The organism is Pseudorhizobium sp. NPDC055634 (assembly GCF_053618655.1).
The window spans coordinates 1-14,616 of sequence record NZ_JBSHHW010000004.1 but is presented as its reverse complement, the minus strand read 5'-3'; the positions used below and the strand labels follow the sequence as shown (position 1 = coordinate 14,616).

The following is a 14,616-nucleotide window of genomic DNA, read 5'->3' as shown; positions in this document are numbered from 1 at the left end:
ACCGGTGCCGGATACGCTAGACAAGGGAGCGCGGCACGGCCGGGTTGAGCAACCGCGCAGAAGGACGAGATCATGTTGGCAAGCAATGCAACCCGCAGGGCAACACGCAGGCTTCTCGTCGCCGTGGCGGTTCTTGCCGCCTCCGTGGCGATCGAACCCGCCCATCACCAGGCACAGGCCGCCAGCGAAGTGGTCGCCGTCGTCAACAAGACGCCGATCACCAGCAGCGACGTAGCACGTCGCGCCGCCTTCCTGCGACTTCAACGCCAGAAGAGCGACACCAAGACCGCCCGCGACCAGCTGGTCGAAGAAGCCCTGAAGCGGGAGGAGATCGCCCGCGTGAAGATGTCGGTCAGCACCGACGATGTCGAAAAGGCCTTCGCCCGCTTTGCCGCAAGCAACAAGCTTTCCCCCGAGCAGCTGACGAAGATCCTCGGGCAGGCGGGCGTCGGCGCCGAGCATTTCAAGGAATACATCGCCGTCCAGATGAGCTGGCCTCGCCTGGTCAATGCCCGCTACGGAAGCCGCGGTCGCATGTCCTCGCAGGAACTCGTGACGCGGATGATGGAGAACAAGGAGAAGCCGGTCACCACCGAGTATTTCCTCCAGCAGGTCATCTTCGTGGTACCGGATTCCAAGCGCAACGCCATTCTCGGCAAGCGGAAGGCCGAAGCTGAAGCGGCGCGGGGCAAGTTCCCCGGCTGCGAGCAGTCCAAGCAGTTCGCCGCGACGATGCTCGACGTATCCGTCCGCGACCTCGGACGCGTGCTTGCCCCCGAAATGCCGGAGGAGTGGAAGCCGCTCATCGAGAAGACCTCGGGCACGACGACCGGGACGCTCGTCACCCAGCGTGGCGTGGAGTTTCTGGCGATCTGCAACCAGCGGCAGGTCTCCGACGACTTCGCAGCGGAAGTCGTCTTCCGTGCCGAGGATCTCGGAAAACAGAAGAACGGCGAAAACCCGAACGAGGAAAAATACCTCGCGGACCTGCGCAGCAAGGCGCAGATAGACCTGCGCTGACATTTGAGGGACAGCATGCCGCTTGATCGTCCGCTCGCCCTGACCCAGGGCGATCCTGCCGGCATAGGCCCGGATATCGCGCTTGCCGCCTGGCTGAAGCGGCGGGAATACGGGCTTGCCCCGTTTCTCTATGTCGGGGACCCGGAGGTCCTCGCCGCGCGTGCCCGGCTCCTCGGACTGGATGTCCCCATCCTCGAGACCGACGCGGCCGGGGCAACCGTATCCTTCGGCGAGAAACTCCCCGTCTATCCGCTCGCGGCCGGCGCGCTCGTCGCACCGGGCGAGCCGCACGTCGCCACCGCGGCAGGGACCGTCGCGGCGATCGAACAGGCGGTCGCCTTCGCCTTCGAGGGGACGGTGGCCGCAGTCGTCACCAATCCGATCGCCAAGTCGGTGCTCTATTCCTCGGGCTTCGGCTTTCCGGGCCATACCGAATTTCTCGCCGAACTTGCCTACCGGACGACCGGAGAGAAGGTGACGCCGGTGATGATGCTTGCCGGACCGAAACTCCGGGCCATCCCCGTCACCATCCACATTCCCATCAAGGATGTGCCGGCCGCCCTGACGGAGGCGCTGATCCTCGAGACCTGCCGGACCGCCGATCGCGATCTCAGGACCCGGTTCGGGATCAGCCAGCCGCGGCTGGCGATCGCCGGCCTGAACCCGCATGCGGGCGAGGACGGCGCAATCGGCCGGGAGGATGCCGACGTCATCCATCCGGCGATCCGGCGCCTGCGCGACGAAGGCATCAATGCGTTCGGCCCCCTGCCCGCGGACACGATGTTCCACGACGAGGCGCGCAGCCGCTACGACGTCGCCATCTGCATGTATCACGACCAGGCACTCATCCCGGCCAAGGCGCTCGGGTTCGACACTTCGGTGAACGTGACGCTCGGCCTGCCGTTCATCCGCACCTCGCCGGACCACGGCACGGCCTTCGGCATCGCCGGACAGGGCGTCGCGCGCGAGAGCAGCCTCGTGGAAGCTCTCCGGCTTGCCGCGGAACTTGCCGAAAAGTCCGCAGAGGCCAAGCGATAATGGCGACACTGGACGGTCTGCCGCCGCTGCGGGATGTCATCCAGCGGCATGGGCTCGACGCGAGGAAGGCACTTGGCCAGAACTTCCTGCTCGACCTGAACCTGACGCAGAAGATCGCACGCAGCGCCGGGCCGCTGGAGAATGCCACTGTCATCGAGGTCGGGCCCGGTCCGGGTGGCCTTACCCGAGCCATTCTTTCGCTCGGGGCGAAGAAGCTTATCGCGATCGAACGCGATACCCGCTGCCTGCCCGCCCTTGCCGAGATTGCCGATCACTATCCGGGCCGTCTCGAGGTCATCGAGGGCGATGCCCTGAAGGTGGACTTCGAAGCGCTCGTGGCCGAAGGGCCGGTGAAGATCATCGCCAACCTTCCCTACAATGTCGGCACGCAGCTCCTCATCAACTGGCTGCTTCCCAAATCATGGCCGCCGTTCTGGGAATCGCTGACCCTGATGTTCCAGAAGGAAGTCGGGCTGCGGATCGTCGCGCATGAAGACGACGACCATTACGGACGGCTCGGCGTGCTCGCCGGCTGGCGCACCGAGGCGCGGATGGTCTTCGACGTGCCGCCCCAGGCCTTTACGCCGCCGCCGAAGGTCACCTCGAGCGTCGTGCATCTCGTGCCTCGGCCGGAGCCCCTTCCCTGCGAAGTCCGGAAGCTTGAAGTGGTGACGCAGGCAGCCTTCGGCCAGCGGCGCAAGATGCTGCGGCAGAGCCTGAAGTCGCTCGGCGGAGAGACGCTTCTGGCGAAGGCGGGGATCGATCCCGTCCGCCGGGCGGAAACCCTGTCGGTGGCGGAATTCGTGGCGCTCGCCAACGCTTTGTAGGCGACACGAATTCGCCACAGTGAATTCGACAAGTATGGGGATCAACTCGGCAGGACGACCCCATGCACACCATCTCGCATCCCACTCCGTTCAACCAGAAGACAAGACTTGCGGCGCTCTGGATCATCTCGATCTGCCTCGCCGCGGTCATCCTGATCAGCAAGCCGATGCTCTCCGAGGAGAGCATGCTTCACGAAGTCATGGAGACGGCCGGGCTCGCGCTCCTGGTCACCGCGGTGATGGGCCGGCTGTGGAGCATTCTCTACATCGGGTCCAAGAAGAACGAGGAACTGGTGACCCTCGGCCCCTACTCGATGACGCGCAACCCGCTCTATTTCTTCTCGATCACCGGGCTCGTCGGAATAGGGCTTGTTTACGGCTCGGTTCTGCTCGCCGCCGTCCTGCTGGTCTCGGCGCTCATCGTCTTCCAGTACACGGCGCTCCGCGAGGCGGAATTCCTCAGCGCGAAGTTCACCGAAAGCTATGGCGAATACGCGGCCCGCACGCCGCTGATCTTGCCCCGGCCCTCGCTATACGCGACGTCCGACGAGGTCACCTTCTCGGTCAGGGCGCTCATGAAAACGCTGCGCGACTGCCTGCCCTTCCTCGTGCTCTACCCGCTGATCGAGGGCGTCGAATATCTGCATGCCGTCCACGGGCTGCAGACGCTTCTCGTGCTTCCGTGATCGGGCTTGCCGTTGTCCGTCAGGGGGTGGGCTCTTCGGTCAGCAGCCCCTGTACGAAGTCGAAGAGGCCATGCCGCCGGTCGCGGCGGATGCGCTCGGCCTTCACGATGCAGCTGACATAGCCGAAAGCTTCGTCGAGATCGTCGTTGACGATGACGTAGTCGTACTCGCGCCAGTGCTCGATCTCGGCGCGCGAGTTCAGAAGGCGCGTGCGGATGACCTCCTCGGTATCCTCCGCGCGCCTGTGAAGACGTGACTGCAGCTCGGTCATCGACGGCGGCAGGACGAAGATCGACACAACGTCGGCCTTCATCTTCTCCTGCAGCTGCAGCGCGCCCTGCCAGTCGATGTCGAAGAGCATGTCGCGGCCTTCGGCCATCGCCTGCTCGACGGGTTCGCGCGGCGTGCCGTAGTAGTTGCCGTGGACCTCCGCCCATTCCAGGAGGTCGCCGGCATCGCGCATCCGCTCGAACTGCGGGACCGTGATGAAATGGTAGTGCTTGCCGGCGATCTCGCTCGGGCGCTTGGCCCGCGTCGTCACGCTGACGGAGATTTCCAGCGTGTGGTCGTCGTCCAGGAGGTTACGGGCGATCGTCGACTTGCCGGCGCCGGATGGCGAGGAGAGCACCAACATCAAGCCACGGCGGGCGATCTTGGACGGGCTTGATGCCGCAGGGCTCATGTATCACTCCAGATTCTGGACCTGTTCGCGGAACTGGTCGATGACGACTTTCAGCTCGACGCCTGCGGCGGTGACCGCGGTCGAGTTCGATTTCGAACAGATCGTATTCGATTCGCGGTTGAATTCCTGCGCCAGAAAGTCCAGCCGGCGCCCTACGGGGCCACCCTTCCCCAGGAGATCGCGCGTGGCGTCCACATGCGCCTTCAGCCGATCGATCTCCTCGCGCAGGTCGGCCTTGGTGGCCAGAAGCGCGACTTCGGAATGAAGACGGACGGGATCGAGCGCCAGGCTTTTGTCCTGGAGGAGCGCGGCGACCTGCTGCCGGAGCCGGCGGGCGATTTCCTCGGGAGACCGTGAGGGATCCCTTTCCACGACCAGCGCCAGTTCCTCCATGCGATCGACCTGGCGGCCGAGCACGTCGGCGAGCGCCGCGCCCTCCTGCTCGCGCATCTCTTTCAGGTGGTCGAGGGCGCGTTCAAGGCATTCCAGGATCTCGGCGTCGCGGGCAGCCGTTTCCTCCTCGCCTTCTTCGGCCTCGCGGATGTCGACGATGCCGCGGATGCCGAGAAGCGTATCGAGCCGCAGGGGTGCCGGATCGATGACGCCGGCGAGTTCGGTGCGCAGCGACAGCAACGCTCCGAGCGCTTCGCGGTCGAGGACCGCTTCCAGCTTCGTCTGGGAGGCAGTGAGCGTGAGCGATGCCTGGATATTGCCTCGCGTGACCCGCTCGCCGATCAGGCGGCGCGTCTCCGGCTCGAGCCTTTCGAGGCATGGAGGAAGACGCAGCCTGACATCAAGCCCCTTGCCGTTGACGGAACGCAGTTCCCAGACGATGCGATAGCGCCCGAAACTGCTTTCGCTGCGGGCAAACCCGGTCATGGACTGCACGGTCATCAACTTCTCCGCCCCAGGCGTTCCGCAATTCAGTTCGTCGGCTTCTCGGCCTCGTCGCCACCCGGCTGACCGTCGCTCAGTTCCGCTTCGGCACTGTCGGCGCGATCAGCCTCCAGCCGGCGCCAGCGACGCACATTGGCATTGTGCTCGTCGAGGGTTTCGGCAAAGGCGTGTCCGCCCGTTCCGTCGGCCACGAAGTAGAGGTCCTTCGTGCGCCAGGGATTGGCGACGGCCTCGAGCGCGGCACGGCCCGGATTGGCGATCGGCGTCGGAGGAAGGCCCTTGATCACGTAGGTGTTGTAGGGCGTTTCCTTCTTGAGGTCGGACTTGTAGATCGGCCGATCGGAAGGCTTTCCGTCACCGCCGAACAGGCCGTAGATGATCGTCGGGTCCGACTGCAGCCGCATGCCCTTCTGAAGGCGGTTGAGGAAGACGGAGGCGACACGCGCACGCTCGTCATCGACGCCGGTTTCCTTCTCGACGATGGACGCCAGCGTGACGAATTCCTCCTTGGTCTGGATCGGGAGATCGGGGTCGCGCTTTTCCCATACCTGGTCGATCAGCCGTTCCTGCGCAGCACGCATCTGCTGGACGATCTCGGCACGCTTGGTGCCGCGGGAGAACTTGTAGGTATCGGGACGGAGGCTTCCTTCCGGCGGCAGTTCGGCCGGCAGATCGCCCTCCAGGACCGGATCCTCGGCGAGACGGAGCATCATCTGGCGAACGGTCAGGCCTTCCGGCAGCACGACGGAGTAGAGGATGGATTTTCCCGATTCCAGGAGTTCCATGATCTCCTTCATCGAGGCTCCCGCCTTGATGTCGTATTCGCCGGCCTTCAGCGTGCCGCCGTCGCGCAGATAGGTTGCGCTGACATAGCGGAAGACGCGCGCGTCCGAGATGATCCCGTTGCGCTCGAGGTTGTTGGCGATCTCGGCTAGGCCATTGCCTGCCCGTACCATGAAATGGGTGTTGGTCTCCAGCGGCCCGGGCTGCTGGAAGCTGGTGATCATGTAGTAGAAGCCGGCGACCGCGACGACGCAGACGATCACCACCATGGTCATGACGAAGTTCAGGAAGATCACGAGCTGGCTGCGCGCCTTGCGCGAGCGCCGCGGCGGGCCCGGTACGCGCTCCGGCTTCAGGGCCTCGTTGGGAGACTTGGGGATGATCGGTCCGTGACCGTTGCCGGGATTGTGCGGCGTCTCGGCCATATGACTGTCGTTGTTCAATGTGCCCCCCTAGAATGCACGGTCGTTACCGCTTATTGGCCAACCAATACGGCAAAAACAGGTTCGATGACAGGTCGCCGGGCACAGCTCGCGCCCGGCCCGGGCAGGATCATGCGTCGTAGCGGCGCAGGACGAGCGAGGCGTTGGTGCCGCCGAATCCGAAGGAGTTCGACAGGGCCACGTTGATCTCGCGGGACCGCGCCTTGTGCGGCACGAGGTCGATCGCCGTCTCGACGTCCGGATTGTCGAGGTTCAGGGTCGGCGGCGCGATATTGTCGCGGATCGCCAGCGTGGAGAAGATGGCCTCGACGGCTCCGGCGGCACCGAGCAGGTGGCCGATGGAGGACTTCGTCGACGACATCGAGATCTTCGACGCGGCATTGCCGACGAGACGCTCGACGGCGCCGAGCTCGATCGTGTCGGCCATGGTCGAGGTGCCGTGGGCATTGATATAGTCGACATCGGCGGGCGCAAGGCCGGCGCGCTTCAGCGCCATGGTCATGCAGCGGAACGCGCCGTCACCGTCCTCGGAGGGCGCGGTGATGTGGAAGGCGTCGCCGGAGAGACCGTAGCCGACGATCTCGGCATAGATCTTCGCACCACGCGCCTTGGCGTGTTCGAGTTCTTCCAGCACCACGATGCCGGCGCCCTCGCCCATGACGAAACCGTCGCGGTCGCGGTCATAGGGGCGCGAGGCCTTCTGCGGGTCGTCGTTGTGCTGCGTGGAGAGGGCCTTGCAGGCCGCAAAGCCGGCAAGCGCGATCCGCGAGATCGGTGATTCGGCGCCGCCCGCCACCATCACGTCGGCATCGCCGAGCGCGATCAGCCGCGCGGCATCGCCGATGGCATGGGCGCCGGTGGAGCAGGCCGTGACGACCGCGTGATTGGGGCCGCGGAGCTTGTGGCGGATCGAAACCTGGCCGGAAATCAGGTTGATGAGGCGGCCCGGAATGAAGAAGGGCGAGATCCGCCGCGGCCCCTTTTCCTTGAGGGTATAGCCGGCCTCCACGATGCCTTCGAGCCCGCCGATGCCCGAGCCGATCAGAACGCCCGTGGCGATCTGGTCCTCGTCGGTCTGCGGGTGCCAGCCGGCATCGTCGAGCGCCATTTCGGCGGCGGCCATGCCGTAGACAATGAAGGGATCGACCTTGCGCTGGTCCTTCTGTTCCATCCAGTCGTCGGGATTGAAGGTGCCCTCGGAGCCGTCGCCGGTGGGGATGCGGCAGGCGATCTTGGCCGGCAGGTCCTCGACCTCGAATTCCGCAACCTTCCTGGCCGCGTTCTGGCCGGCCAGCAGCCTCTGCCAACTGACCTCGGTTCCGCATCCGAGAGGAGATACCATGCCGGTACCGGTGATAACGACACGTCTCATCGCCAGCGTCCCACCCTTAGTCGTAGTCATATTCCATTTATTGAAACGGCCCGAACGAGCGGGCCGCCAAAGGAACCGAACATGTCAGTTCCGCAATAATAACGAGAAAATCAGGCCTGGGCCTTCTCGATGAACTTGATGGCGTCGCCAACCGTCAGGATGGAGTCAGCCGCGTCGTCCGGGATTTCGACGCCGAATTCTTCTTCGAAGGCCATGACCAGTTCGACAGTGTCGAGCGAGTCCGCGCCGAGATCGTCGATGAAGCTTGCGCCTTCGACAACCTTGTCGGCATCGACGCCGAGGTGATCAATAACAATTTTCTTAACGCGTTCTGCGATATCGCTCATGTCGGTTTCCTCGACCTTTGTCTTTTCGGATGCCTCGATGGCATCCGTACCCTGTTGAAAACCTGCGCCGCCCAGATCAGGCTACGCGGGCAAACCCGTTCAACCCTTCGCAGGTTCCGATCATCGCCGCGAAGGCGCAATGATCCCCTGCTTTTCGGGGCGACTGTCCACAGTCATGGCCCGCTTAACATGCTTTCCAAGTTCCGCAAAGCCAGAATTTGTTCCCCGCCAAGGCACCCACAGGCGAGTGCCTCCGGCGGGAACGCCGTCCTCAGATCATCGCCATGCCGCCGTTGACGTGCAGCGTCTGGCCCGTGACGTAGCCCGCCTCGTTGGAAGCGAGATAGAGAACCGCGGCGGCGATGTCGGCGCCGGCGCCCATCCGCTTCATGGGGATTGCCCCGAGGATGGCGTCCTTCTGCTTGTCGTTCAGCTTGCCGGTCATGGCGCTTTCGATGAAGCCCGGGGCGACGCAGTTCACGGTCACGTTGCGGGTCGCGATTTCCTGCGCCAGCGATTTCGAGAAGCCGATCATGCCGGCCTTGGAGGCGCAGTAGTTCGTCTGGCCGGGGTTGCCGGTGACGGCTACGACGGAGGTGATGTTGATGATGCGGCCGAAGCGCCGGCGCATCATCGGATGGGTCAGTTCCCGCGTCAGGCGGAACATCGAGCTCAGGTTGACCTCCAGGACATTGTCCCAGTCCTCGTCGCTCATGCGCACGAACAGGCCGTCCTTGGTGATCCCGGCATTGTTGACGAGGATGTCGACGCCGTCGAGCTCGGCTTCGGCCTTCTCGCCCAACGCCTTGACCTCGGCCCGGTCGGAAAGATTGGCCGGGAAGATCTTGACGCGGTCGCCCAGTTCCGAGGCGAGCGCCTCGAGCTTTTCGACGCGCGTGCCGTGCAGGCCGACGGTGGCGCCCTGCCTGTGGAGCACGCGGGCGATCTCCTCGCCGAGGCCGCCGGTCGCGCCGGTCACCAGTGCCTTTCGGCCGGTCAGGTCAAACATGGTCATATTCCCTTCGGATTTGGTCAGCCAAGAATGGCGGCAAGTGCGGTCTCGATATCGGCGGGCGTGTTGATCGCCGTACCGGATATGCTCTTGTCGATGCGGCGGGCAAGCCCGGTCAGCACCTTGCCGGAGCCGACCTCGTAGAGTTCGGTGACACCGTTGCCGGCAAACCACTCTACTGTTTCCCGCCAGCGAACCTGGCCGGCCACCTGGCTGACGAGCAGGTCGACGATCTCGCCTGCGTCGGTGACAGGGGCGGCGCGGACATTGGCGACCAGGGGAACGACCGGATCGTGCTTCGCGACGCTGGCAAGGGCGTGCCGCATGGCATCGGCCGCCGGAGACATCAGTGCGGAATGGAACGGTGCGGACACGGGCAGCATGATGGCGCGCTTGGCGCCCTTCTCCGTCGCCAGCGCGGCAGCCTTCTCGACGGCCGCCTTCGAACCGGAGATGACGAGCTGGCCGCCACCGTTGTCGTTGGCGATCTGGCACACACCGGCGGCCGCGGCATCGCGGCAGACAGCCTCGACGTCGCCGTGCTCAAGTCCGATGATCGCGGCCATGGCGCCCTCGCCGACGGGGACGGCCGACTGCATGGCATTGCCGCGGATGCGCAGGAGCCGCGCAGTGTCGGCCAGCGAGAAGGTTCCCGCGGCGCAGAGAGCGGAATACTCCCCGAGCGAATGGCCGGCGACGTAGGATACCTTGTCCGCGAGCTTCAGCCCGCGCGCTTCCATGACGCGGATGGCGGCGATCGACACGGCCATCAGGGCAGGCTGGGCATTCGCCGTCAGCGTCAGGGTTTCCTCCGGCCCATTCCACATGACCTCGGAGAGTTTCTGGTCCAGCGCATCGTCGACTTCCTGGAAGACCGCGCGGGCCTCCGGAAAGGCATCGGCGAGATCCTTGCCCATGCCGACCGACTGGCTTCCCTGGCCCGGGAACGTGAACGCTATGCTCATGGGATGACTTCCTTCCCGTCTCGTTTTTTGCCTTCCCATTCACGTTCCCGCCGCGGGAGTCAAGGCAAAGCGCCCCGGCGCGTCACTCGTCCCCGGCGATCGCCCGGGGCAGTTCCGCCCGGCCCCGCGTTCGAAAACCTGCTTGCCTCTGCCGGGAGCGCCCGGATAGGACGAGCCTGCCGACGCTTGCGCGACACGAATTCCCGCCTAAACTTCCGCCACCTTCCAGGACAGGACTGACTTCATGAAATTCAATCGATTGGGACGCACGGACATTTCCGTGTCGGAGATTTGCCTCGGGACGATGACCTGGGGCTCGCAGAACATCGAGGCCGAAGCGCACGCGCAGATGGACCACGCGCTGGAAGCCGGCATCAACTTCTTCGACACAGCCGAACTCTATCCGACTACGCCGGTCAGCGCTGACACATACGGGCGCACCGAGGAGTTCATCGGAACATGGCTGAAGAAGAGCGGCCGGCGCGGCGATGTCGTGCTCGCCACCAAGGCGGCCGGAAGCGGACGCCCGCATATCCGCGACGGCCGCAAGCTGGACGGCGCGAGCGTGCGCGAGGCGCTGGAAGCAAGCCTTCTCCGGCTGCAGACCGACCATGTCGACCTCTACCAGATCCACTGGCCGAACCGCGGCAGCTACCATTTCCGGCAGTGCTGGAGCTTCGACGCCTCGACGCAGGATCGCGCCCGTTCGACGGAGGAGATCGACGAAATCCTTTCCACGCTCGGCGAACTGGTGAAGGAGGGCAAGATCCGCGCCATCGGCCTTTCCAACGAGAGCGCCTGGGGCACGCTCAAGTATCTGCGACTCGCAGAGGAGAAGGGCCTACCGCGCGTCGCGTCGATCCAGAACGAATACAACCTCCTCTATCGCCAGTTCGACCTCGACCTTGCCGAAGTCTCTCACCACGAGGATGTCGGGCTTCTCGCCTATTCGCCGCTCGCCGCCGGAATCCTGGCCGGCAAGTATCTCGACGGCGCACGTCCCGAAGGATCGCGGGCGACGATCAACAGCGATCTCGGGGGCCGGCTCCAGCCACTTCAGGAGCCCGCGGTGAAGGCCTACAGGGACGTCGCCGCAAGGCACGGCCTGGACCTCGCCCAGATGTCGCTCGCCTTCTGTCTCGGCCGCCCCTTCATGACGTCCGTGATCATCGGCGCGACGAGCATGGAGCAACTGAAGACGGCGATCGCCGCCAAGGATATCGTCCTGAACGACGATGTGCTGGAGGATATCGCCAGGGTGTACCGCCAGTATCCGATGCCGATCTGAACACGCATTGTTCCGACCGATCGCCGCGGTGGCGGTCGGTTCGCTCCCCGTGCACCACCGCACGCCCCGGTTAACCATACGGGGCGTGCGGACGAAAGGCGGCGCCGGCCGCCAACGCGGTTGGTTAACCTTATCGGGCAACCCTGTTTGCGGGTTTCGGTTGCCAATCCGCCGGCGATGCGGCTTCCTTCAAGGCATGACATCGGCAAGCCACGACAATCACTCAGCCGCCACCGTCCCGGCAGGCGATCGTGCACTTGAGTTCGACTTCAACGTGCGGGCGCCCTTGCGCGCCCATATCGCCAGATGCGTCAACGCCGGCTGGAAGCCGGACGAGATCCTGCTGGCGCTCGCGGAAGCGGCGGACGAGATCGTCCAGGACCGCAACCTGTCCGGCGAACTACGCCTCGCCGCCCGCCAGGGCACTCCGGAAGACCCGAAACCGGCGTCGTCCGCCGAGGGCTGAGATATCTCTCCGGCTTTCGCCCTGCGGATCCGTCGCATCCCAAAAGGCACGAGACGACTTGCTTTCTCGCCAGAAATCCGTATAAGCGCGCCTGTTCGAAACACCCGGTCCTTCTGGCTGGTGGCTGAACGGAGGGTAGGCCCGGGCAACCGGGCTGCATGGACCACAAGGTCCAGGCCTCCCGTGTCTCCGCTCTCGACCGTCTCGATCAAACAACTTTTCTTGCTTGGCGTCAGCCTCTCAGGAGCAGTCGTTGAGGCTTAGCCGCCGAAGTCCGGGTGAACACAACCGCAAGAAAAGGCAAAGCTTACATGGCTCTTTACGAACACGTATTCCTTGCCCGGCAGGATGTTTCCGCACAGCAGGTTGATGCCCTCGTAGAACAGTACAAGGGCGTCATCGAAGCTAACGGCGGCAAGGTCGGGCGCGTAGAAAACTGGGGCCTCAAGTCCCTCACCTACCGCATCAACAAGAACCGCAAGGCTCACTACGCCCTGATGGACATCGACGCACCGGCTGCTGCCGTGCATGAGATGGAACGCCAGATGCGCATCAACGAAGACATTCTTCGCTACATGACGATCGCCGTCGAGAAGCACGAAGAAGGTCCGTCCGCGATGATGCAGAAGCGCGACCGCGACGACCGCCCGCGTGGCGACCGCCCCGGCTTCGGCGATCGTGATCGCGGCCCCCGTCCGGACCGTGGTCCGCGCGAAGGCGGCTTCGAGCGTCGTCCGCGCGAAGACCGCGCGTAATCGAGCTTAAGGAGAAAAGAATATGGCTGAAGCATCCTCTGCTCCCGTACGCCGCCCGTTCCACCGCCGTCGCAAGACCTGCCCCTTCTCGGGCGCGAATGCACCGCGGATCGACTACAAGGACGTACGCCTCCTGCAGCGCTACATTTCCGAGCGCGGCAAGATCGTTCCGTCCCGCATCACGGCCGTTTCCCAGAAGAAGCAGCGCGAACTGGCCAAGGCCATCAAGCGCGCCCGCTTCCTCGGCTTGCTGCCCTACGTCGTAGCGTAATGACTGGGACCCGCTGAACGCTGTTCGGCGGGTCCTCTCCCTTCCGCGATGGGCGCGGATCGGAACACCCCGAAATCCCATGTTGGGGACGAAGGACCCGAGACATCCGTCGGGTCGCCTCCCCTAACTGCTCGATTTGGCAGGACAGCGAGACCGTGAAGACATCGAACCAGACAATTTTGCCGGTCGGCATCCTCGCCGGCGTCGTTGCCACCCTGCTTGCGCTGGGTGCGATGGCACAGCTGTCGTTCGCTGTCGTCATCTACGCCGCATCCGCCCTGCCTATCCTGATTGCCGGCCTCGGCTGGGGCAATCGCGCCGCCATCACGGCCGTCGTCACGGCCGCCGTCCTGGGCGCACTGCTCATCTCGCCGACCTTCGCGGCGACGATGGCGATCTTCACGCTCATTCCCGCAGGCTGGCTGTCGCATCTGGCGAACCTTGCGCGCCCTGCCACCGAGATCGGCGGCCCGGATCGTCTCCTCGCATGGTATCCGCTGTCCGACATTCTCCTGCATCTCTGCACCCTGGTCACGCTGGCGATGATCGCGCTCGGCGTCGTCATCGGCTACGGGCCGGAGCTGACCGACGAGCTCGTCGACATGATGACCTCGGCATTCCAGGCGCAGGACCCCTCGTTCGCGCCCGACCCGGAAAGCCTGGCGCAGACCAAGCAGATGTTCATCCTGATGCTGCCGATGGTCCAGGCGGGGCTGTGGGTGCTGATGCTGTTTGCCGCCTTCTACATCGCCATTCGCGTCGTTTCCCGCTCGCCCCGCGCCCTTCGTCCGCGCGAGGACATGCCTTCGGCGCTGCGCATGAACCGCAACGCGATCTTCGTCTTCCTGGCCGGCATCCTCCTGACCTTCCTCGGTGGCGTCCCGGCGATGATCGGCGCCACCATATTCGGAGCGTTCGGCGCCGGCTTCCTGATGGCCGGCTTCGCCTCCCTGCATTTCCGGAGCAAAGGCAAGGACTGGCGCCTGCCGGCACTCGTGCTTGCCTACATCTCCTCGCTGCTGGCACTGCCGGCCTTCTTCATCCTCGTGCTCGGCCTGGTCGATACCCGGCGAACGGTCGCGCTCTCGCCGGCACGCGAAGATCAACCCGAACAATCAAACTAACCGAAACTCGAAAGGACAAACCCATGGAAGTCATTCTCCTTGAACGGATTGCCCGGCTCGGCCAGATGGGCGAGACCGTAAAGGTCCGCGACGGCTACGCCCGCAACTACCTCCTGCCGCAGGGCAAGGCGCTGCGCGCCAACGAGGCCAACAAGAAGCGCTTCGACGCCGAGCGTTCGACGCTCGAAGCCCGCAACCTCGAGCGCCGCTCGGAAGCCCAGAAGGTTGCCGACGCGCTTGAAGGCAAGACCTTCGTCATGGTCCGTTCCGCCGGCGAAACCGGCCAGCTCTACGGCTCGGTTGCAGCTCGCGACATCATCGAGGCACTGGCCGCCGAAGGCTTCAACATCGGCCGCAACCAGGTCGACCTCAGCCTGCCGATCAAGACCATCGGCCTGCACAAGGTAACCCTGCTGCTGCACGCTGAAGTCGAGATCGAGATCCAGATCAACGTCGCCCGTTCGGCCGAAGAAGCAGAACGCCAGGCAAAGGGCGAGACCCTCACCTCGGCAGACGCCATCTACGGCGTCGACGAAGACGCACTGCGTCCGGAAGATTTCTTCGATCCGGATGCCGACCGGGACGGCGACGAAGAGTAATCTTCATCGACAGACCTCTGGAAAAGGCCCCCGGCGGATAC

Annotated in this window: 17 protein-coding genes; 10 read left to right on the top strand and 7 right to left on the bottom strand. The window is 64.5% G+C overall.

Features of this window, described 5'->3' with window-relative positions:
• Nucleotides 1-72: 72 nt before the first annotated feature.
• The 4 genes from ACWGPT_RS07420 (at nucleotide 73) to ACWGPT_RS07405 (ending at nucleotide 3,571) form a co-directional block, all read left to right on the top strand.
• Entirely contained in the window at nucleotides 73-1,020 is a 948-nt protein-coding gene (locus ACWGPT_RS07420; protein ID WP_452604966.1) for a SurA N-terminal domain-containing protein, read from the top strand.
• A 15-nt stretch (nucleotides 1,021-1,035) separates the two neighbouring features.
• Nucleotides 1,036-2,058 (top strand): 4-hydroxythreonine-4-phosphate dehydrogenase PdxA, encoded by a 1,023-nt coding sequence (gene pdxA / locus ACWGPT_RS07415; RefSeq protein ID WP_452604965.1) that lies wholly within the window; start codon nucleotides 1,036-1,038, stop codon nucleotides 2,056-2,058.
• Complete coding sequence (gene rsmA, locus ACWGPT_RS07410; protein ID WP_452604964.1) at nucleotides 2,058-2,885, top strand: 16S rRNA (adenine(1518)-N(6)/adenine(1519)-N(6))-dimethyltransferase RsmA; 828 nt, start codon at nucleotides 2,058-2,060, stop codon at nucleotides 2,883-2,885. The genes pdxA and rsmA overlap by 1 nt, the downstream gene beginning before the upstream one ends.
• A 62-nt stretch (nucleotides 2,886-2,947) precedes the next feature.
• Complete coding sequence (locus ACWGPT_RS07405) at nucleotides 2,948-3,571, top strand: methyltransferase family protein (protein WP_452604963.1); 624 nt, start codon at nucleotides 2,948-2,950, stop codon at nucleotides 3,569-3,571.
• Nucleotides 3,572-3,590: 19 nt separating this feature from the next.
• Here the strand turns inward: ACWGPT_RS07405 and gmk are convergent, their stop codons facing one another.
• The 7 genes from gmk to fabD all read right to left on the bottom strand — a co-directional run bounded on the left by gmk (nucleotide 3,591) and on the right by fabD (nucleotide 10,072).
• Nucleotides 3,591-4,253, bottom strand: a complete 663-nt coding sequence (gmk, locus tag ACWGPT_RS07400) for a guanylate kinase (protein WP_452604962.1) — start codon at nucleotides 4,251-4,253, stop codon at nucleotides 3,591-3,593.
• Between the two features lie 3 nt (nucleotides 4,254-4,256).
• Nucleotides 4,257-5,147: a YicC/YloC family endoribonuclease gene (locus ACWGPT_RS07395; protein ID WP_452604961.1), complete on the bottom strand. Its 891-nt coding sequence runs from the start codon at nucleotides 5,145-5,147 to the stop codon at nucleotides 4,257-4,259.
• Between the two features lie 29 nt (nucleotides 5,148-5,176).
• Nucleotides 5,177-6,358, bottom strand: a complete 1,182-nt coding sequence (gene mltG, locus ACWGPT_RS07390) for an endolytic transglycosylase MltG (protein WP_452605327.1) — start codon at nucleotides 6,356-6,358, stop codon at nucleotides 5,177-5,179.
• Between the two features lie 127 nt (nucleotides 6,359-6,485).
• Nucleotides 6,486-7,748 (bottom strand): beta-ketoacyl-ACP synthase II, encoded by a 1,263-nt coding sequence (gene fabF / locus ACWGPT_RS07385; protein WP_452604960.1) that lies wholly within the window; start codon nucleotides 7,746-7,748, stop codon nucleotides 6,486-6,488.
• Nucleotides 7,749-7,858: 110 nt separating this feature from the next.
• Nucleotides 7,859-8,095 (bottom strand): acyl carrier protein, encoded by a 237-nt coding sequence (locus ACWGPT_RS07380; RefSeq protein ID WP_029618457.1) that lies wholly within the window; start codon nucleotides 8,093-8,095, stop codon nucleotides 7,859-7,861.
• A 271-nt stretch (nucleotides 8,096-8,366) separates the two neighbouring features.
• Nucleotides 8,367-9,104 (bottom strand): 3-oxoacyl-[acyl-carrier-protein] reductase, encoded by a 738-nt coding sequence (gene fabG / locus ACWGPT_RS07375; RefSeq protein WP_452604959.1) that lies wholly within the window; start codon nucleotides 9,102-9,104, stop codon nucleotides 8,367-8,369.
• A gap of 23 nt (nucleotides 9,105-9,127) precedes the next feature.
• Nucleotides 9,128-10,072 carry an ACP S-malonyltransferase gene (gene fabD / locus ACWGPT_RS07370; RefSeq protein ID WP_452604958.1) on the bottom strand — a complete coding sequence of 315 codons (945 nt, stop codon included), beginning with the start codon at nucleotides 10,070-10,072 and terminating at the stop codon, nucleotides 9,128-9,130.
• 244 nt (nucleotides 10,073-10,316) lie between these two features.
• Here fabD and ACWGPT_RS07365 point away from each other — a divergent pair, with 244 nt between their 5' ends.
• The 6 genes from ACWGPT_RS07365 (at nucleotide 10,317) to rplI (ending at nucleotide 14,575) form a co-directional block, all read left to right on the top strand.
• Entirely contained in the window at nucleotides 10,317-11,360 is a 1,044-nt protein-coding gene (locus ACWGPT_RS07365; RefSeq protein WP_452604957.1) for an aldo/keto reductase, read from the top strand.
• 196 nt (nucleotides 11,361-11,556) lie between these two features.
• Complete coding sequence (locus tag ACWGPT_RS07360; RefSeq protein ID WP_452604956.1) at nucleotides 11,557-11,826, top strand: hypothetical protein; 270 nt, start codon at nucleotides 11,557-11,559, stop codon at nucleotides 11,824-11,826.
• A 311-nt stretch (nucleotides 11,827-12,137) separates the two neighbouring features.
• Nucleotides 12,138-12,581 (top strand): 30S ribosomal protein S6, encoded by a 444-nt coding sequence (gene rpsF / locus ACWGPT_RS07355; RefSeq protein ID WP_452604955.1) that lies wholly within the window; start codon nucleotides 12,138-12,140, stop codon nucleotides 12,579-12,581.
• Between the two features lie 22 nt (nucleotides 12,582-12,603).
• Entirely contained in the window at nucleotides 12,604-12,852 is a 249-nt protein-coding gene (gene rpsR, locus ACWGPT_RS07350) for a 30S ribosomal protein S18 (protein ID WP_452604954.1), read from the top strand.
• A 155-nt stretch (nucleotides 12,853-13,007) separates the two neighbouring features.
• On the top strand, nucleotides 13,008-13,976 hold the full coding sequence (locus ACWGPT_RS07345; protein WP_452604953.1) for a DUF2232 domain-containing protein: 969 nt from the start codon (nucleotides 13,008-13,010) through the stop codon (nucleotides 13,974-13,976).
• Between the two features lie 23 nt (nucleotides 13,977-13,999).
• Nucleotides 14,000-14,575 (top strand): 50S ribosomal protein L9, encoded by a 576-nt coding sequence (gene rplI / locus ACWGPT_RS07340; RefSeq protein ID WP_452604952.1) that lies wholly within the window; start codon nucleotides 14,000-14,002, stop codon nucleotides 14,573-14,575.
• Nucleotides 14,576-14,616: the final 41 nt, after the last annotated feature.